The organism is Mycobacterium sp. (genome assembly GCF_046095365.1).
Lineage (GTDB): Bacteria > Actinomycetota > Actinomycetes > Mycobacteriales > Mycobacteriaceae > Mycobacterium.
Map to the genome: position 1 here is coordinate 1 of NZ_JBJTJF010000079.1, position 17,089 is coordinate 17,089.

Annotated in this window: 19 protein-coding genes; 12 read left to right on the top strand and 7 right to left on the bottom strand. The window is 69.6% G+C overall.

The window, feature by feature from the left end; all coding sequences use genetic code 11:
• From sucB to lipB, 3 genes are all read left to right on the top strand, one after another.
• The coding region (gene sucB / locus ACKOQ4_RS06385) for a 2-oxoglutarate dehydrogenase, E2 component, dihydrolipoamide succinyltransferase (RefSeq protein WP_526289974.1) at positions 1-1,067 on the top strand (1,067 nt) is incomplete at its 5' end.
• Complete coding sequence (locus tag ACKOQ4_RS06390; RefSeq protein ID WP_526289976.1) at positions 1,064-1,969, top strand: TIGR01777 family oxidoreductase; 906 nt, start codon at positions 1,064-1,066, stop codon at positions 1,967-1,969. The genes sucB and ACKOQ4_RS06390, both read left to right, overlap by 4 nt.
• 13 nt (positions 1,970-1,982) lie before the next feature.
• Positions 1,983-2,651: a lipoyl(octanoyl) transferase LipB gene (gene lipB / locus ACKOQ4_RS06395; RefSeq protein WP_526289978.1), complete on the top strand. Its 669-nt coding sequence runs from the start codon at positions 1,983-1,985 to the stop codon at positions 2,649-2,651.
• Between the two features lie 16 nt (positions 2,652-2,667).
• Here the strand turns inward: lipB and ACKOQ4_RS06400 are convergent, their stop codons facing one another.
• Positions 2,668-2,976, bottom strand: a complete 309-nt coding sequence (locus ACKOQ4_RS06400) for a hypothetical protein (protein ID WP_526289980.1) — start codon at positions 2,974-2,976, stop codon at positions 2,668-2,670.
• Positions 2,977-3,129: 153 nt separating this feature from the next.
• Here ACKOQ4_RS06400 and lipA point away from each other — a divergent pair, with 153 nt between their 5' ends.
• Both lipA and ACKOQ4_RS06410 read left to right on the top strand, forming a co-directional pair.
• Positions 3,130-4,071 carry a lipoyl synthase gene (lipA, locus tag ACKOQ4_RS06405; protein ID WP_526289982.1) on the top strand — a complete coding sequence of 314 codons (942 nt, stop codon included), beginning with the start codon at positions 3,130-3,132 and terminating at the stop codon, positions 4,069-4,071.
• A 5-nt stretch (positions 4,072-4,076) separates the two neighbouring features.
• Positions 4,077-4,829, top strand: a complete 753-nt coding sequence (locus ACKOQ4_RS06410) for a DUF4191 family protein (RefSeq protein ID WP_526289984.1) — start codon at positions 4,077-4,079, stop codon at positions 4,827-4,829.
• Positions 4,830-4,849: 20 nt separating this feature from the next.
• On the opposite strand, the gene ACKOQ4_RS06415 is transcribed toward ACKOQ4_RS06410, so the two are convergent.
• Positions 4,850-5,308: an RDD family protein gene (locus tag ACKOQ4_RS06415; protein WP_526289986.1), complete on the bottom strand. Its 459-nt coding sequence runs from the start codon at positions 5,306-5,308 to the stop codon at positions 4,850-4,852.
• A 177-nt stretch (positions 5,309-5,485) separates the two neighbouring features.
• On the opposite strand from ACKOQ4_RS06415, the gene glnA reads away from it, so the two are divergent.
• The 5 genes from glnA (at position 5,486) to ACKOQ4_RS06440 (ending at position 9,922) form a co-directional block, all read left to right on the top strand.
• Positions 5,486-6,925, top strand: coding sequence for a type I glutamate--ammonia ligase (glnA, locus tag ACKOQ4_RS06420; protein ID WP_526289988.1), 1,440 nt, complete (start codon positions 5,486-5,488; stop codon positions 6,923-6,925).
• A 235-nt stretch (positions 6,926-7,160) separates the two neighbouring features.
• Positions 7,161-7,679, top strand: coding sequence for a hypothetical protein (locus tag ACKOQ4_RS06425; RefSeq protein ID WP_526289990.1), 519 nt, complete (start codon positions 7,161-7,163; stop codon positions 7,677-7,679).
• A gap of 225 nt (positions 7,680-7,904) precedes the next feature.
• Entirely contained in the window at positions 7,905-8,792 is an 888-nt protein-coding gene (locus tag ACKOQ4_RS06430) for a hypothetical protein (RefSeq protein WP_526289992.1), read from the top strand.
• 3 nt (positions 8,793-8,795) lie between these two features.
• A complete protein-coding gene (locus ACKOQ4_RS06435) occupies positions 8,796-9,221 on the top strand; it encodes a VanZ family protein (RefSeq protein ID WP_526289994.1) in 426 nt (141 codons plus the stop codon).
• A gap of 41 nt (positions 9,222-9,262) precedes the next feature.
• The gene (locus tag ACKOQ4_RS06440; protein WP_526289996.1) at positions 9,263-9,922 is read left to right on the top strand and encodes a hypothetical protein; all 660 of its coding nucleotides are present in this window, start codon (positions 9,263-9,265) and stop codon (positions 9,920-9,922) included.
• Between the two features lies 1 nt (position 9,923).
• Here the strand turns inward: ACKOQ4_RS06440 and ACKOQ4_RS06445 are convergent, their stop codons facing one another.
• The 4 genes from ACKOQ4_RS06445 to ACKOQ4_RS06460 are packed head-to-tail and all read right to left on the bottom strand — an operon-like array spanning position 9,924 to position 15,029.
• Entirely contained in the window at positions 9,924-10,568 is a 645-nt protein-coding gene (locus ACKOQ4_RS06445) for a carbonic anhydrase (RefSeq protein ID WP_526289998.1), read from the bottom strand.
• Between the two features lie 20 nt (positions 10,569-10,588).
• Entirely contained in the window at positions 10,589-10,924 is a 336-nt protein-coding gene (locus tag ACKOQ4_RS06450; protein WP_526290000.1) for a P-II family nitrogen regulator, read from the bottom strand.
• Positions 10,921-13,491 carry a putative inorganic carbon transporter subunit DabA gene (locus ACKOQ4_RS06455; protein ID WP_526290002.1) on the bottom strand — a complete coding sequence of 857 codons (2,571 nt, stop codon included), beginning with the start codon at positions 13,489-13,491 and terminating at the stop codon, positions 10,921-10,923. Before ACKOQ4_RS06455 ends, ACKOQ4_RS06450 begins: the two co-directional genes overlap by 4 nt.
• Positions 13,488-15,029, bottom strand: a complete 1,542-nt coding sequence (locus ACKOQ4_RS06460) for a proton-conducting transporter transmembrane domain-containing protein (RefSeq protein ID WP_526290004.1) — start codon at positions 15,027-15,029, stop codon at positions 13,488-13,490. Before ACKOQ4_RS06460 ends, ACKOQ4_RS06455 begins: the two co-directional genes overlap by 4 nt.
• 105 nt (positions 15,030-15,134) lie before the next feature.
• On the opposite strand from ACKOQ4_RS06460, the gene ACKOQ4_RS06465 reads away from it, so the two are divergent.
• Both ACKOQ4_RS06465 and ACKOQ4_RS06470 read left to right on the top strand, forming a co-directional pair.
• Positions 15,135-15,428, top strand: a complete 294-nt coding sequence (locus ACKOQ4_RS06465) for a helix-turn-helix transcriptional regulator (RefSeq protein WP_526290006.1) — start codon at positions 15,135-15,137, stop codon at positions 15,426-15,428.
• A 133-nt stretch (positions 15,429-15,561) separates the two neighbouring features.
• Positions 15,562-16,296: a DUF6671 family protein gene (locus ACKOQ4_RS06470; RefSeq protein ID WP_526290008.1), complete on the top strand. Its 735-nt coding sequence runs from the start codon at positions 15,562-15,564 to the stop codon at positions 16,294-16,296.
• A 4-nt stretch (positions 16,297-16,300) separates the two neighbouring features.
• Here ACKOQ4_RS06470 and ACKOQ4_RS06475 read toward each other — a convergent pair.
• On the bottom strand, positions 16,301-17,089 hold a 789-nt coding region (locus tag ACKOQ4_RS06475; protein ID WP_526290010.1), incomplete at its 5' end, for a TIGR03619 family F420-dependent LLM class oxidoreductase.

A 17,089-nucleotide genomic window follows, 5' to 3' on the forward strand; every position in this document is an offset into this window, starting at 1 on the left:
CGGAGAGCACCACAACGTCCGCTGCAACGGCCCCGCCGGGGGGAACGGCAAGCGCCGTGCCCGGGCGCAGCTGGTCGCGCAGCGACACCGCGGCCACCCCGCTGCCCGTTCCACTGACCAGCGGCCCGACCCCCTACGTGACCCCGCTGGTGCGAAAGCTGGCTACCGAGAACGGGATCGACCTGGCCGCCGTCAAGGGAACCGGCGTCGGCGGGCGCATCCGCAAGCAGGATGTGCTGGCAGCCGCCGAGGGGAAGAAGGCCCCTGCCGCCGCGTCGACGTCGCCGGCGGCCCCGTCGGCGAAGGCCGGCGCTCCGGCCGCCCAGCCCTCCCCGCTGGCACACCTTCGCGGCACCACTCAGAAGGCCAACCGGATCCGGCAGATCACCGCCCGCAAGACCCGCGAGTCGCTGCAGACCACCGCCCAGCTCACCCAGACCCACGAAGTCGACATGACAAAGATCGTGGCGCTGCGGGCGCGGGCCAAGAAGGACTTCGCCGAACGCGAGGGCGTCAACCTGACCTATCTGCCGTTCATCGCCCGGGCCGTCATCGACGCGCTCAAGGCGCATCCGAACATCAACGCCAGTTACAACGAGGAGACCGGCGAGATCACCTACTACGACGCCGAGCATCTGGGTTTCGCGGTCGACACCGAGCAGGGTCTGCTCTCGCCGGTGGTACACAACGCCGGCGACCTGTCACTGGCCGGCCTGGCCCGGGCGATCAACGACATCGCCGCCCGGGCCCGTTCGGGCAATCTGAAGCCCGACGAGCTCTCCGGGGGCACCTTCACCATCACCAACATCGGCAGCCAGGGCGCGCTGTTCGACACCCCGATCCTGGTTCCCCCGCAGGCCGCGATGCTGGGCACCGGGGCGATCGTCAAGCGTCCCCGGGTGATCGCCGACGAGCTCGGCAACGAGTCGATCGGCGTGCGCTCGGTGTGCTACCTGCCGATGACCTACGACCACCGGCTCGTTGACGGAGCCGATGCCGGACGGTTCCTGAGCACGGTTCGCAAACGGCTCGAGGAAGGCGCCTTCGAAGCCGAGCTCGGGCTTTGACGCTGACGGTCGCCGTCGCCGGCTCGTCCGGCCTCATCGGCACGGCGCTGGTGGCTGCGCTGCGTTCGGCGGACCACCGGGTGGTGCGGATCGTGCGGCGCGCCGCGGCCGGGCGCGACGAGTTGTACTGGAACCCGGACAGCGGCGACTTCGACCCGGCCGGGCTTGAGAGGATCGACGCGGTCGTCAACCTCTGCGGCGTCGGCGTCGGCGACAAGCGGTGGTCGGGGGCGTTCAAGCAGAGCCTGCGCGACAGCCGCATCGACCCCACCGAGGTGATCTGCGCGGCGGTGGTTCAGGCCGGCGTTCCAACCCTCGTCAACGCCAGTGCCGTCGGCTACTACGGGGACACCGGCAGCCGCATCACCGACGAATCCGGCCCCGCCGGAACGGGATTCCTGGCTCAGCTGTGCGTCGACTGGGAGGCCGCCACCGCACCCGCGCGGGAGTCCGGGGTGCGAGTGGTGCTGGCGCGCACCGGCCTGGTCCTCTCCCCCACCGGTGGCCTGCTGAGCAAGCTCAAACCGCTGTTCGCCCTCGGGCTGGGCGGGCGGCTGGCGGGCGGCCGCCAGTACATGCCCTGGATCAGCCTGGAAGACGAGGTCCGGGCGCTGCTGTTCGCGATCCGCGAGCCCGGCCTGTCCGGGCCGGTGAACTTCACCGGCCCCGCGCCGGTGACCAACGCCGAGTTCACCACCGCGCTGGCCCGCGCACTGAACCGGCCGGCGCCGTGGCTGGTTCCCGGTATCGCGCTGAAGACCCTCCTCGGCGAGTTCGCCGAAGAAGGCCTACTGGGCGGCCAGCGCGCCATCCCGGCCGCGCTGGAACGTGCCGGTTTCACCTTTCACCACAACACCATCGGGGAAGCGCTCGCCTACGCCACCGGGTCCACCCGCGGGTAGTACCGTCGGTCGGGTGCGGCAATCCATCCGCTCCAGCGGCGAACCCGTGCGGATCCGGCAACTCGGACTGCTGGACTACGCGCAGGCCTGGGAACTCCAACGGGCGATCGCCGACGACCGGGTGGCCGGCGGTCCGGACACCCTGTTGCTGCTCGAACACCCCGCTGTCTACACCGCCGGCAAACGCACCGAGGCCCACGAGCGCCCGGTGGACGGCACACCCGTCGTCGACACCGACCGCGGCGGCAAGATCACCTGGCATGGGCCGGGACAGCTGGTCGGCTATCCGATCATCGGCCTGGCCGAACCGCTTGACGTGGTGAATTTCGTTCGGCGCCTTGAAGAGTCGCTGATCAGCGTATGCGGCGGCTTCGGCCTCGAGGCGGGCCGGGTGGCAGGCCGCTCGGGGGTATGGCTGCCCGCCGGCGACGGCCGTCCCGCACGCAAGATCGCCGCGATCGGCATCCGGGTGGCCCGGGGCACGACGATGCACGGCTTCGCCCTGAACTGCGACTGCGACCTGGGCGGGTTCGCGGCGATCGTTCCGTGCGGCATCGCCGACGCCGGCGTCACCTCACTGACGGCCGAACTGGGCCGGCGAGTGGCGGTCGCCGAGGTCCGGGACCGGGTGACCGAAGCGGTGTGCGCCGCTCTCGACGGGCGTCTGGCGGTGTCCCGCTAGACCAGGGTTCCGGTCGCTACCGGCGACCGACACCGACCGGACCGACCGGACCCAGAACCGGATCGACGCCGACCGGGCCGACGACCCCACCCACACCCACCGGACCGACCGGACCGAGAACCGGATCCACGACCGGGACGGGATCGACGACGACGGGAGCGCAGACCATGTTCACCGTGTCCCAGTAGAAGCCGACGGCACAGTCGGCCCGGTAGGCCGTCTCTGCCGGGGACGTCGCCAGCAGTGCCGCCGGAAGCGCCCCCGCCATCAGCGCAAATGCGGCGACGGCCGCGCCGCGCCGAGATGAAGAAGTCGATGCCGCCATCGCGGGTCTCCTTGATGTTCGTGGGGTTTTCCCGGGCCGGGCCTTCCCGGGCGGGCGCTTGCTATTTACTTGTTTGGGAAAATAGCACGCAATTGTTCCCCGGGGACAGCCGTCGACCTCGCCCGACGGCCGCCTGCCCGTACCATCGCAACCATGAGTGCGGTGGATCCGGCCGGTCGCAAGTTGTTGCGGCTCGAGGTGCGCAACGCCGAGACCCCGATCGAGCGCAAGCCGCCGTGGATCAAAACCCGCGCCCGAATGGGCCCGGAGTACACCGCACTGAAGGGTCTGGTCCGCCGCGAGGGTCTGCACACCGTCTGCGAGGAAGCCGGCTGCCCGAACATCTTCGAATGCTGGGAGGACCGCGAGGCCACCTTCCTGATCGGCGGCGAACAGTGCACCCGCCGCTGCGACTTCTGCCAGATCGACACCGGTAAACCGGCCGAGTTGGACCGCGACGAGCCGCGCCGGGTGGCCGAGAGCGTGGCCGCGATGGGCCTGAAGTACGCCACCGTCACCGGGGTGGCACGCGACGACCTGCCCGACGGCGGGGCCTGGCTCTACGCAGAGACGGTCCGGGCCATCAAGGGGCTCAACCCGTCGACCGGCGTGGAGTTGCTGGCGCCGGACTTCAACGGCGAGGCGCATCTGCTGCGGGAGGTGTTCGGTTCCCGTCCGGAGGTACTGGCCCACAACCTCGAGACCGTGCCCAGGATCTTCAAACGGATCCGGCCGGCCTTCCGCTACCAGCGCAGCCTCGACGCACTCACCGCGGCCCGGGAGTTCGGCCTGGTCACCAAGAGCAATCTGATCCTGGGCCTCGGCGAGACGATCGACGAGGTGCGCACCGCGCTGGCCGACCTGCACTGCGCCGGCTGCGACATCGTCACGATCACCCAGTACCTGCGCCCCTCGCCGCGTCACCACCCGGTCGAGCGCTGGGTGCATCCCGAGGAGTTCGCCGACCTGGCCGGCTACGCCGAGGGGCTCGGCTTCGCCGGCGTGCTGGCCGGCCCACTGGTGCGTTCGTCCTACCGGGCGGGCCGCCTCTACGCCAAGGCCGCCACGGCCCGGCGCGGCGCTACGTATCCTTGACAGCTATGGCGAAATCCCGCACCCCCGCCGAATTGAAGGCAGCGAAAGAAGCGGCGAAAGCCGCCCGCAAGACCGAATCCCGACAGCGCCGGACCCAGTTGTGGCAGGCCTTCGGAATGCAGCGCAGGGAGGACAGCCGGCTGCTGCCCTACATGGCGGCCGGGTTCACGGCCGCCGTGGCGGCGTCGGTGGGCTTCGGCCTGCTGATCGGCGGCGTCACCAAGTGGATGTTCATCGTGCTGGGCGTCGTGCTCGGCGTCCTGGTGGCCTTCATCATCTTCGGCCGGCGCGCCCAGAAGTCGGCCTACCGCAAGGCCGAGGGACAGGCCGGCGCGGCGGGATGGGCGCTGGAGAACATGCGTGGCAACTGGCGGGTCAAGACGGGTGTGGCGGGCAACGGCCACTTCGACGTCGTGCACCGGGTCATCGGCCGGCCCGGGGTGATCTTCGTGGGCGAGGGCTCGGCGAACCGGGTCAAACCTTTGCTGGCTCAGGAGAAGAAGCGCACCGCGCGGCTGATCGGCGACATCCCGATCTACGACGTCGTCATCGGCAATGAGGAGGGCGAGGTGCCGCTGTCCAAGCTGGAGCGCCACCTGACCAAACTGCCGGCCAACATCAACGTCAAGAAGATGGACTCACTGGAGTCCAAGCTCGCCGCGCTCGGCAGCAGGCTCGGCCCGGCGGCGATGCCCAAAGGACCGCTGCCGCCCCAGGCCAAGATGCGCGGGGTGCAGCGCACCGTCCGCCGCCGCTAGGCCCGTCGCCTCGCCGGGCTTCAGCGTTTCAGGACCGCCGTGGCGGTCAGCCGGTCCTGCAGGCCGCGGCCGTCGATGTCGGTCAGCAGGGCAGGTATCACCAGTGCGATGAGCAGACCGCGCGCCACCGCCCGACCGGTGCCGACATGCAGGCGGTTGTCGACGGAGGCGACCCGCAGGCCCAAGACGTACTGGCCGGGGGTGAACCCGAACAACCGAACCGACACCACGCCCAGGACGAACCAGACGAGCAGCACGGCCGTCGCCAGGAAAGCGCTTCCGAACAGGCCGGACGCCAGCCCCAGACCGGCTAGTCCGTAGCAGATCAGCCAGTCGGCCAAGAGGGCCACGGATCGTCGTCCGACCCGGGCAAGCGATCCAGGCCCCTCGGCCGGCAGGCCCAGCCGCTCTCCGGGATACCCGTCCCCGGAGCCCAACGACTGCGGACCGGACAGCCAGGACCCGATCTCACGCGCCATACCGCCAGCGTAGCCGTTGGATCGCCCTGTCGAGGCCCCGGACCAGCACCGACGACACGCGTAACGTCCACGCAACATTCGGTTGATGGACGTGCAACATCGGCTCCCTACCGTCAGCCGCGGGTCGGGGAAGCCTCCCGACAGATCATGCGGCTGCATCTCAAAGGAGTTAAGTACGTGGCGAAACACCATTCGGCCGACGACATCTTCAAGCTGGTCAAGGACGAGAAGGTCGAGTACGTCGACATTCGGTTCTGCGACCTGCCCGGTGTGGTCCAGCACTTCTCGATCCCGGCCTCGGCGTTCGACGAGAGCGTCTTCGAGGACGGGCTTGCCTTCGACGGCTCGTCGGTCCGGGGTTTCCAGTCCATCCATGAGTCGGACATGATGCTGCTGCCCGACCCAGAGACCGCGCGCATCGACCCGTTCCGAGCCGCCAAGACGCTGAACCTGAACTTTTTCGTGCACGACCCGTTCACCCGCGAGCCCTACTCGCGCGATCCGCGCAACGTCGCCCGCAAAGCAGAGAACTACCTGACCTCCACCGGTATCGCCGACACCGCCTACTTCGGCGCCGAAGCCGAGTTCTACATCTTCGACTCGGTGGCCTTCGACTCGAAGATGAACGGCACCTTCTACGAAGTCGACTCGGAGTCGGGCTGGTGGAACTCCGGAGAGCCCTTCGAAGCCGACGGCAGCGCCAACCGGGGCTACAAGGTTCGCCCCAAAGGCGGGTACTTCCCGGTCGCGCCCTACGACCACTATGTCGACCTGCGCGACGAGATGTCGACCAACCTGATCAACGCCGGGTTCACCCTCGAGCGCGGTCACCACGAGGTCGGCACCGCCGGGCAGGCCGAGATCAACTACAAGTTCAACACCATGCTGCATGCGGCCGACGACGTGATGCTTTTCAAGTACATCATCAAGAACACCGCCTGGCAGAACGGCAAGACCGTCACCTTCATGCCCAAGCCGCTGTTCGGCGACAACGGGTCCGGTATGCACGTGCACCAGTCGCTGTGGAAGGACGGCAAGCCGCTCTTCCACGACGAGTCCGGCTACGCCGGGCTCTCGGACACCGCGCGGCACTACATCGGCGGCATCCTGCACCACGCGCCGTCACTGCTGGCGTTCACCAACCCGACGGTGAACTCCTACAAGCGCCTGGTGCCGGGCTACGAGGCGCCGATCAACCTGGTGTACAGCCAGCGCAACCGCTCGGCGTGTGTGCGCATCCCGATCACCGGCAACAACCCCAAGGCCAAACGCCTGGAGTTCCGTTGCCCGGACAGCTCGGGCAACCCGTACCTGGCGTTCGCGGCCATGCTGATGGCCGGGATCGACGGAATCAAGAAGAAGATCGAGCCGATGGCCCCCATCGACAAAGACCTCTACGAGCTGCCGCCGGATGAGGCCGCCAACAGTCCGCAGGCGCCCACCTCCTTGTCGGCGGTCATCGACCGGCTCGAGCAGGACCACGACTACCTCACCGAGGGTGGTGTTTTCACCTCCGACCTGATCGAGACCTGGATCTCCTACAAGCGGGAGAACGAGATCCTGCCGGTGCAGATTCGTCCGCACCCGTACGAGTTCGCGCTGTACTACGACGTGTAAGCAGCACGTAGGCGGCAGTTCCACCAGACGAGTCCGCTCGGACCGCGATCGTCCCCCGATCGCGGTGCGGGCGGGCTCGTCCGCGTCGGGCCAAAGATGCCCGCAGGTATACCAGCGTCGCGGTCGCTCATGCGTGCCGAGGCCAGCGCCCTCTCCGGGTCACGCGTCGGGCCTCGAACCCGTTGACCCGGACAGGCCGTGTAGGCGCATTCGTTTCGCGCTGCTGAAGCTGCGGATGAGCGGTAAGTTGGGATCGACAGCCATCGAGGAGGTTGCGGTGAGACGGACTGTGACCGTAGTTGTCGGCAGCGCGGCGGTCCTGGCGATAGTGGTGGGCTCGGGGGTCGCGGGCGCGGTAGACGAGTTCAAGGGTCAGACTTACGAGCAGGCAGTCGGGGTCATCGGTAAAGGTAGGGCCGTGGTCGCAAGCCGTATCGGCGAGTATCTCCCCACTGAACAGTGCATCGTGAGTGGCTCGCGGACGGACATGACATCAGGCAAGGTGTACCTGAACCTGAATTGCAACGCCGCCAGCGCCTTGGACGGCCGACCGGGGAATTCGGTCATGACGCCTGAGGGCAAGCAAGTTCAGCAGATGCGCGAGACGGCTAAAAATCTCAGCGACGACTTCGCCGCCGCGACTGCGCAGGACACCCCGTCCTACTGCGAGCAAAACACCGCCGCCTGCGCCAACTTCTGCGAGCAGGACGGCGCGGGATGTTCGCCGGAGCTCATGGAGTTCCTGGGCCTGTAGTGAGGGCGGTTCGACTGATCCGAGGCTCAACTCCCAGCATCCGAACACCAGCAGCCTTAACATCCCCGACATGGACCGCACCTCCGGCGACGACGATCCACGCCTTGCGGGCGAACCCGCCGGCGACGACGTGGGCACCATCTGAAAAGTCGGTGCCCGCACTCCACTGTCGGGGCCACCGTATGCTGCCAGACGGCACGTCCGGGCCTGAGGGGAAGAAACGCCATGACCGCACTAGGGCTGGTGGGACGCGCCAGCGGCGTCGCGGCGGCACTGGGAGTCGGGGCCCTGATCAGTCTGGCCACCTCGGCACCGGGTGTGGCGGCTCCCCAGGACTCCCCCGCGCGCCCGGACAACGGTAAGACCGTCTCGAAAACGAAATCGAAACCGAGGCCGGCTCTCCGGGTTTCCGGCGCGGCACCACGGCCGGCGACGACCCGCCCGTCCCGGCCCGCGACCCGCGCCGTCCGTCCTGCGGCGGACGTGGCCGAACCGTTCGTCTCGCCGACCGGGCCCGCGCCCGCACGGGCTGCGGCGCCGGACCGGGTGCCCTCGCAGAGCCGGGCCCGGACCGGCCCACCAATCCCCACACCGAAGGCGAGCCTCTGTGACCCCCGCGGCCGGCGGCTCACCATTCTCAAAGGCACGCATCTGGCGATCCCGAGCAGATCGTCTCTGTGGCTCACCAGGACGTCCGGCGACGCGACATTCGTCCCCGATTCGGCCTACGACCTCAAAGACGAGGACCAGTACGACTGGAACAAGCTGGCGGGCATCACGTTTACGCCGTGGCGGCCGGAGCGCAACGCCGCCATGGTCGTCTGGCGCTACAACCTGAGCACCAAGGAGTACGAAGTCGGCCCATTCTTCGACAACGATTTCGCCTACGTCTTTCCGTCGGATGCGGAGGTTATCTCCGTGCCGGTCGACCAGACCTTCCGGTGGTCGGTCGACTACACCGGCATCACCGTCTCCTACGGCGACACGACGGTGTTCAAGCCGTACCCGCCGGGCCTGACTCCCAGGCTGTGGACAAGCGCCAAAGTCACCGGGTGGTTCGGTGGCAGCGAAGCCGCCCCGCGAACACTGTCCTACTTCGTCCACATGCGATAGGTCATGCGTCGGCACCGACTCGCCACCGTCTTGTGGTTCGCCCTGCTCTGTTGGGCCGCGGCCGTCCTGTGGCTGTCCTTGCTCGGCCCGGAGGAGTTGCCCGAGGCGGCGTCGTTGTTCTGGGACAAGATCAACCACTTCGCCGCCTTCACGGTCGGCGGGTGGCTGGCGGCTCGGGCGCTGCTCGTCTCGCGGCCCCGCGCCCGGCATGCCCGGGTGGCCGTCGCGGCCGTCATCATGATCGCGGCATTCGGCGCCTTCGACGAGGCGGTACAGTCCCTGATCCCGGGCCGCACCGGCGCCGACCTCCACGACTGGACCGCCGACGTCCTCGGCGCGGTGACCGGTGCGCTGCTGAGCCTGCAGACCTACCGCATCCTCCGGACACGGCGGCGCGCGGCAGCGCCCGGATCGCCCTCGAGTCGCTAGGCTCGGGCGTTGATCTGCGTTCCACTCTCCCGAGGAGTCTGATGAAACCGATCGTGATCGCGCTGGCCGGCGCCGCACTCGCCGGCGGAACCGGCGTCACAGCCGTCCCCGCGGGGGCCGTGGAACCGGACAGCGCCGGCACCTACACGTTCTCGGCCGAGGACGGCCAGAGCGCGACCTGGACCCTGACCCCCTGCCCCGATGACGCCGACATGTGTATGAGGGTGTCGGAGACAGGAAACGCCAAGAGGGCGCCCTGGAGCGGCGACGCGCACTACGCGGTCGGGTCGTGGATCCTCTTCGTCCAGCAGCCCGACGCGATCCTCTGCCCCGACGGAAGCACCGTGCCGGGTCTGAACACCTACTCCTGGGAGGCCGTGGGCCTTTCCGGCAGTGTCAGCATCAACAGCAAGGGTGCCTGCGGCGCCGAGCCCGGAAGCCTGTCGATCCCGTTCACCCTCAACAGGATCGGGCCGCCACCCATCGCCCCGCCCGCCCCGCCACCTGAGGTGCCGGCCGTGCCGCCACCCGATCCGCCACCCGATCCGGTGACACCGCCCGCGACCGCCGACGCACCTCTCGCCCCGCCGCCGGCCGACGCGCCTGCCGGACCCGAGGCAGCCGGTGGGCCGCTTTCCGCGGAATCCCCGGTCGAGCCCCCCGCACCGGCGCCGGCGCAGCCACCGGCGCCGCCGAACTGATTCAGACGCACTCCAGCAGGGTGCCGTCCACCTCCCCGACAGCCCCGACCGTGGCGTGCACCGTGATTCTGCTGCCGGTGGAATCGGCTGTGGCGCAAACGATCGCGCACCGGCCCGCATCCACCTTCCGCGCGATCACCGGCGAGCGCTCCAGTACGGCCAGCCCGGTCTCGGCGATGTGCGCCGCGGTCACCTCCGCGATGGAGCCACCGCCGACTCCGCGGTGAACGATCGATCCGATCGCGTGCTCGACCACCGCACGGGTGGCACCATCGGGCATCACGGCGTCGGTCCAGGCGCGCATGGCCGCGGCCATCGCCGGACACTCTGGGTGGCCGAGCACCACGATCAGTGGAACCTCAAGTGTCTCGACGGCGTATTCGAGAGCGCCCATCACTCCGCTGTCGACGACGTGCCCCCAGGTGCTGACATCGATCAGGGATCCGCTGCTCTGCCCGAAGACCGTCTCGCTGGGCACCCCGGTGTCCGCGCACCGGAACACCGCGGCGATGGGGCGGTCGGTGTTCGCCCGGATGTCGCCGGCGGGCAGGGGATTTCGCGCCGTACCCGAACGCAGGCGCTGCCAGGCGATCAGGGGGTCGGGGGCTCCGATAGGGGTGGTGATGGGCGAGGGTGTGATCGACACCGTGGTATTCCTCTCTCTTCTCAGCTGAAGTAATCAGGCCGGCTGACGAACGTCTCAGTCACGAACATGACCCCCGAGGAGGCGTCGAGCAGTGGCCGCAGCCCGGCCAGCAGTGCCTCCGCCTTTCCTTCGGGGACCACGGTGATGATCAACTCCAGGGTCGCCTGCTGGTTGAACAGCAGCCGGCCCTGGTGGTAGCCGTGATGGCCGAGTCCGGAGACCCCCGACAGGCTGGTGTAGCCGGTGGCGCCGACGCTCTGGATGAGCTCGCGCACCGCCGGTGCGTCGCTTCCCGAGACGACGACCTCGATCTTGGTCATCTTGGTCAGCGTCGGTAGTGATGTGGGTGCAGTCATGAAACCATCTCCTCGTTGAATGTGTCTGCCGTGGTTGATGTTTGGGCCCAGTTCCTCCATCCGGCACGGGTCCAGCGCCGCCAGGGCTGCTGGGGACTCTCCCGGGCCACCAGGCCGACCCAGTCATTGCCGAACAGTTGCTGCAGCACCGGATTGCGAGCGACGATCATGTCGATCCGATCCAGTGGCGCCTGGACCACCGCCAGCAGCCGCAAGGGCTCGTGCAGCAGGCGCCGGCCGTCGGAGACCGACTGCCACGGAAGGCCGAGTTGCAGGTCGCCGTTGTGGCCGGCCAGTACGCCGACCCCGCCCACCACGTTGTGGACGGTTTTGGTCCCCGCGCCGAACACCTGCGGCGCGACCGTCGAGAAGTAGTACTGGCAGTTGATCCACTGCGCGACGACCAGTGGAGCGGTGAGGATCGTCTCCAGCGCCGAGCCGTCGGTGTCGACCTCGGCTTCGTAGGAGTGCAGGAACGTACGCCGGTCCAGGTCGATTCCGCGGGTCACCGCCCGCGGGCCGACGATGAAGGCGGCGTTGCCCGCCAGCCCCCACTCCGGGTAGACCTGCGCCCAGTCCGCCGAGCGGTTGGCGACGTGGCGCGCCGCGCCGTCGGGCGTGGCGGTTCGGGCCGCACCGGGCAGGGCCGGGCACCGCTCGGCGGCCAGGGCCGCGCCGGCGCGCCGGAGATCCTCGTCGAGTCGGTCGAGATCGGCCTGGTACCGGCCGGGAATCAGGTGCCGGTCCAGCAGGGTCACCCGGTCCAGCGCGGTGTCGTGCTGGGCGGCGAGGAACCAGGTCTCGTCGGGGATGTCGATGCCCAGGCTGCGCAACCCCGCACGGACCGGCGGCCGGTTGAGGATCGCCACCGCGGTGCGCGCATTGGGTGCGCCGGCCTGTCCCCCGCAGGCGCCGCAGTCCAGGGAGGCCTGGTAGGGGTTGTTCTCGGTGCTGCTGCCGTGCGCGCACAGGACCACCAGCCGCCCGAATCCGCGGGTCAGGCCCATCGTGGTGAGCGCAACCTGCGCGAAGAGCACCTGCTCGTCGTCCGGCATCGCGGCGAGGTCGATCACCGTCGGTGCCGGGGGCGCCGCCGCGTCCCGCAGCCGCCGCCGAAGCCCGGCGGTGAACGCCGGCGCCAGTGTCTTGGCCGCAGCCAGCGGCGCGGCCGCCCAGCCCGCCGCCTCGGCCAGTGCGAACGGCGCGGCGAAGGCCTCTTTGGCGGCGTGGAAAGCCGACTCCGCCCCGGCCAGGCCGGTGGCTCCGGCGACCTCGCGTTCAGCGGCGCGCCCGGCATCGGGGGCCGGTTGCTCGGTGATCTCGTGGCTGGGCGAGATCAGCACCGGGCAGAGGTCCACCGGATCTCCGCCGAGGATGTCGGTATAGCGAATCGCCACCGCGAAGAAACCGGCGAATCCGAGGGTCTCGTACCCGCCGAGGGACTCCAGATGCCGCCGCAGCCCCTCTGAGCGGGTGTCGATGCAGCTGACCAGCTGGGTGTGCACCGCTCCGGGAAAGTCGAGCCGGCCCGGCGATGCCAGCCGGCTCAGCAACGAGTCCCGGTAGTGGGTCTCGAAGGCGTTCTGCCACAGCAGTTCCCGTGCGGTGACCGGTAGCGCGGTCAGAACCCGCGCGGCGGCGGCGACCTCGGATTCGGTCGCCGCCGGCAACCCGAGCACCGCAGTCAGGTGTACGGCCCGTTGGCGAGCGGAGGGGATGCCTTCGGCGCGGGTTTCACCCGCCGGCGCCTCGGCCCGGCGGTGCGCGGCCATCAGGATCGCTTCATAGCTCAGCCGCATGGCCAGGTAGTCGACGGTGTCGATGCCCTCGCCCCGGCCGGCGCACCACTGGATGTGTGCGGCCCAGCCCGGCATCCGGGTCAGGTGCGCCTGCAGGTAGGCCGCTCGCTCCTCGTCCGCGACACCGAGTCGCTGCAGTGCAGACAGGACGGCGTCATCGGCGCGTTCGGGCAAGCGGCGCAGTTCTTTTCGAACCTGGCGGGCCACGCTGCGATCGGCGTGGGCAAGTCCCCGCCAGGCCGGGTAGAAGCCGTGCTCCCTCCCCGGCATCGGCCAGGACCCTCCCCCGAAGAATGCCGCGCACCATTTCGAGGTTTGCGCATCAACGGCGTCGGCGACTGGTTTAGCCAGCACCTCGGATCGGGTTGTGAAGCGCCGCTTGGGTTTCGGCCCTTCAGCGCCGTACAGCATGTCAGCCCGCAGCAGGGCCAGCGGACTTAGGTACCGGCCGCCGATCCGCAACTCAGACTCTTCCGACAGCTTCGGGTAGCGCCAGGTGAGTGCGCGGTCCAGGTCGGCGTCGGTGATACGTCCCTCATCGTAGAGCCGTCGGAACGCGGGCTCCCCCAGCGTCCCCGGCATCCCGTAGAGGTCCCCGGCCCGCCGCAACGCCTGTTCGAAGGGCATGCCCTCCAGTCCGGCCAGCGGGTTGACCGCGATGAAGGTCTCCAGCGGGTAGTGGGTGGGCACCACCCGGCCGGCGATGTTGACGTCGGCCCGCAGCCGGGCGCGCCGGGTGTCGATCTCGGTGGAGGCGATGGTCGTCACAGACGGACTCCTGTCGTTAGGACGGGCGAGGTGAACTGCGCCGGGACATGCCCGGCGGCGAGGGCGTTGGCGTAGAGGGTCCGGCGCAGCCGTTCCGCTCCGGGTGCCCGGCGGATCACCGCGAGGACTCCCAGCGCGAGGGCTGCCGCGGCGGTGATGCCCCAGACCATGGCCGCCGAGAGCGTCTCCGGCGGCAGCGCGGGAGCAAGGAATCCGCTCAGGGTGTTGACGAGCGCGACATAGGCGACAGCGGCCGGGGTCAGGACCGCAGCGCCCGCGATCAATCCACCGGCGCCGGGGCGGCGCCGGAGCCAGCCCCAGGTGACCGCCATGCCGGTGACCCAGGCGAAGATCAGCAGCGCCTGCTCGGCCGCGTGCCCGCCCGGGGCCGGCGGAACCAGCGTCACCGCCGCGGCCAGCGCGGCTCCCGGCAGCGCTACCGCGGCCACGGCGTTGACCAGGCGTGCCGCCCGGGTCGGCCGCTGCTCCGGGGGCAGCGACTCGTGCCGCCGGCGGGCGGCGATCGCCGAACCCGAGGAGAGGAAAAGGGTTGACTTGTAGAAGCCGTGCGCGAAGAGGTGGATGACCGCCGCGGCCCACAGCCCCAGCCCGCAAGTGAGGATCATGAAGCCCATCTGTGCGGTGGTGGAGTGCGCCAGTGCGCCCTTGATGTCGGGCTTGACCAGCATGACGACGGCTCCGTAGGCCATGGTGGCGGCACCCGCGCCGATGGTGAGGACCCGGGCCAGTTCGTCGGAGGTCAGCGGCGCGAGGCGGATCAGCAGGATGCCGCCGGCGTTGACCACCCCGGCGTGCAACAGCGCCGAGACCGGCGTCGGGGCGGCCAGCGTGGCGGGCAGCCAGCGGTGGAAGGGCATCTGGGCCGACCGGGACAGCGCGGCGAAAACCACCAGCACCCCGATGACGGCCAGCAGCGGGCCGGCGACTTCGTCTCCGGACGCCCCGGCCCCCAGTTCGATCGGTCCCCAGGCCGCTGTTGCCGCGGCGACCGCGGCCCACAGGGCCAGATCGCCGACCAGGAACGCAGCGGCGGTGCGACGAACCCCGTCCCGCGCGGCCGGCAGTTGCCAGTAGGTCGCCAGCAGCAGGCACAGGGACACTCCCGCCAGCGTCCAGCAGATCGCCAGGGCGATCAGGGTGGAGGCCGTGGTGAGGCCCGCCGAGGCTGCGGTCAGCAGGCCCGCGCCTCCCGCGAACCACGCCCCGCGGGGGTCACCGGCCAGGTAGCGCACCGCGAAGGTCTGGACTATCGCGCTCACCCCGAAGACCAGCAGCAGGAGCACCGCCGCCAACCGATCGGCCCTGAACTCGGCGCCGAGCACGGTCCAGGACACCTCGTGCCCCCGGCCGGAGATGATCGCCAGTAGAACGGCGCCGAGGAAGCCGGCGCCGGCGGTGATCGCCCCCAACTGGCCGAACCTGCGCGGAGACTGCCGACCGAACAGGAACGCCGCTCCGGCTACCAGAACAGGAACACCCAGCATTGCCGCCGCCAGTGCACTCTCGTTACCTAACATGCGATCTAGATTACGTATGTTGTTATACGTAAGTCAAGCTTCTTGAATCAGGATTCTGATTTTAAAAGGTGCGAGGGGAGAGACCGGTAAAAGTAGACTTATGGTATGAGCGAGGGCCAGTGGACGTTTCTGACCAACCACGCCCACGCGTTGGTGTGCATCGCCCGCGATCCCGGTCTACGGCTGCGCGACGTGGCCGAACGGGTGGGTGTCACCGAGCGTGCGGCCCAGCGCATCGTCAGCGATCTCGTCGAATCCGGCTATCTCGAGCGCCGGCGCGACGGCCGCCGCAACTTTTACCGCGTCCAGCCCGACCGCCCGCTGCGCCATCCGGTGGAGCACGGCCATGACATCGGGGCGATCCTCGAAGTCCTCGACGGGCGCCACACCAAGCCCTGACCGAGCCCGCCACCGCGGGCTGCCAAGCCCTGACCGATCCCGCTACCGGGGTCTGCGGATCGCCGTCGGTACCCGGCACGGCAAAGAGCACCAGTTCGCCCCGGCGTTCCGCGACGTGCTGGGAGCCGAACTCGTGACACCGCCCGATCTCGACACCGACCGCTTCGGCACCTTCACCGGTGAGGCGCCGCGCCGGGGTCCGGCCGTCGGGGCGGCGCGCGCCAAAGCACGCCTCGCGATGGCCGCAACCGGTCTGGTCCGAGGGCTGGCCAGCGAGGCCAGCTACGGCCCGCTCCCGGGCGGCTGGCTCGGGCACGAGGAGATTCTGCTGTTCTGCGACGACGAACTCGGCATCGAAGTCCTCGAAGGACACCGCGGCACGTCAGTGCCCGGACTCGCGCACCGGGTCTCCCCGGACGCCTGTCCCCCGGACGCCCTACTGGCGGCCCTTCCCGAACAAGCGCTGATCGTCAGGCCGTCCGAACCGACCGGCGGCGCCGTCATCGTCAAGGGGATCACCGCACTCCCGGCGCTGCGTTCGGCGGTCGCCGCGGCAGCGGCGTCATCGCGCGACGGGCTGGCCTTGGTGGAGCCGGACCTGCGGGCGCAACACAACCCGAGCAGGCGCCTGGTCCTCGCCCGGTTGGCGGCCACTCTGGCCCGGCGCCTGGCCACCGACTGCCCGGCCTGTGCAGCTCCGGGATTCGGCCGGGTGGATGCCGAACCGGGGCTTCCCTGCCGGATGTGTCATGCCCCGACACCGTTGCTGCGCAACGTGATTCACGGCTGCGCCGTCTGTCCACACCGCGCCGTCCGGGCCGTCGCACAGGGCGCCGATCCGGCGGCCTGCCCGCGCTGCAACCCGTGAGTGCTCAGCGGTCCAGCTGCAGGTCGGCACGGAATCGGCGCATGCCGTCGATCTTCTCGGCGAGTGTGGCGGTGGGACCGGAGTAGAACATCCAGGGCATGGTCAGCACGGCGGTGATCCCGGCCGCGGCGGCGCGTTCGTAGTGCTCGGGAAGATAGGCGTCGACGAGCGGGGTGATGACGGTGAAACCCTCCATCCCCAGCCCCTTCTCGGCCCGCAGCTCCCGGATGCGCGCCACCGAGGAGACGGCCTGGTCCATTCCGATCAGGTCCCCGATCCAGCCGTCGTTGCGTGCCGCCCGGCGCAGGGCGATGTCGGACAGGCCGCCGGCGTAGATCGGGATCCGCGGCGGCGTCGGGGTCATCTCCAGGCGCGGAGTTCGGTAGAACTCGCCGTCGAATTCGGTCCAGCCCGGCCGCCAGAGCGCCTTCATCAGCTCGAGCATCTCGTCGGTGCGCCGTCCTCGGCGGGCGAAGCGCTGTCCGAGCAGGTCGAACTCCTCCTCGCACCAGCCCACGCCCACCCCGAGTTCGACCCGACCGCCGGACAGGCAGGCGGCGGTGCCGACGGCTTTGGCCGCCGAGTACGGGTCGCGCATGGCCGGGATGTAGACGGTCGTGACGAACTTCAGCCGCGAGGTGGCCTGCGAGAGCGCGCCGACGAGTACCCACGGGTCGGGCCAGTCGGTGAACGGCTGCCAGCGGCGCTGCCCGTCGGGGGTGTACGGATACGGGGTCGCCAGCGTCTCCAGGTTCACCACGTGGTCGGGAATCGCCATGCCCTCGTATCCGAG

What these genes read in the sequence shown, in the direction of transcription:
- ACKOQ4_RS06460 (WP_526290004.1), bottom strand. Translation starts at nt 15,029, where the DNA reads ATGTTAGGTAACGAGAGTGCACTGGCGGCGGCAATGCTGGGTGTTCCT.
- ACKOQ4_RS06415 (WP_526289986.1), bottom strand. Translation starts at nt 5,308, where the DNA reads ATGGCGCGTGAGATCGGGTCCTGGCTGTCCGGTCCGCAGTCGTTGGGC.
- ACKOQ4_RS06425 (WP_526289990.1), top strand. Translation starts at nt 7,161, where the DNA reads ATGAGCGGTAAGTTGGGATCGACAGCCATCGAGGAGGTTGCGGTGAGA.
- ACKOQ4_RS06400 (WP_526289980.1), bottom strand. Translation starts at nt 2,976, where the DNA reads ATGGCGGCATCGACTTCTTCATCTCGGCGCGGCGCGGCCGTCGCCGCA.
- ACKOQ4_RS06435 (WP_526289994.1), top strand. Translation starts at nt 8,796, where the DNA reads ATGCGTCGGCACCGACTCGCCACCGTCTTGTGGTTCGCCCTGCTCTGT.
- ACKOQ4_RS06410 (WP_526289984.1), top strand. Translation starts at nt 4,077, where the DNA reads ATGGCGAAATCCCGCACCCCCGCCGAATTGAAGGCAGCGAAAGAAGCG.
- lipA (WP_526289982.1), top strand. Translation starts at nt 3,130, where the DNA reads ATGAGTGCGGTGGATCCGGCCGGTCGCAAGTTGTTGCGGCTCGAGGTG.
- ACKOQ4_RS06450 (WP_526290000.1), bottom strand. Translation starts at nt 10,924, where the DNA reads ATGACTGCACCCACATCACTACCGACGCTGACCAAGATGACCAAGATC.
- ACKOQ4_RS06465 (WP_526290006.1), top strand. Translation starts at nt 15,135, where the DNA reads ATGAGCGAGGGCCAGTGGACGTTTCTGACCAACCACGCCCACGCGTTG.
- ACKOQ4_RS06430 (WP_526289992.1), top strand. Translation starts at nt 7,905, where the DNA reads ATGACCGCACTAGGGCTGGTGGGACGCGCCAGCGGCGTCGCGGCGGCA.
- ACKOQ4_RS06440 (WP_526289996.1), top strand. Translation starts at nt 9,263, where the DNA reads ATGAAACCGATCGTGATCGCGCTGGCCGGCGCCGCACTCGCCGGCGGA.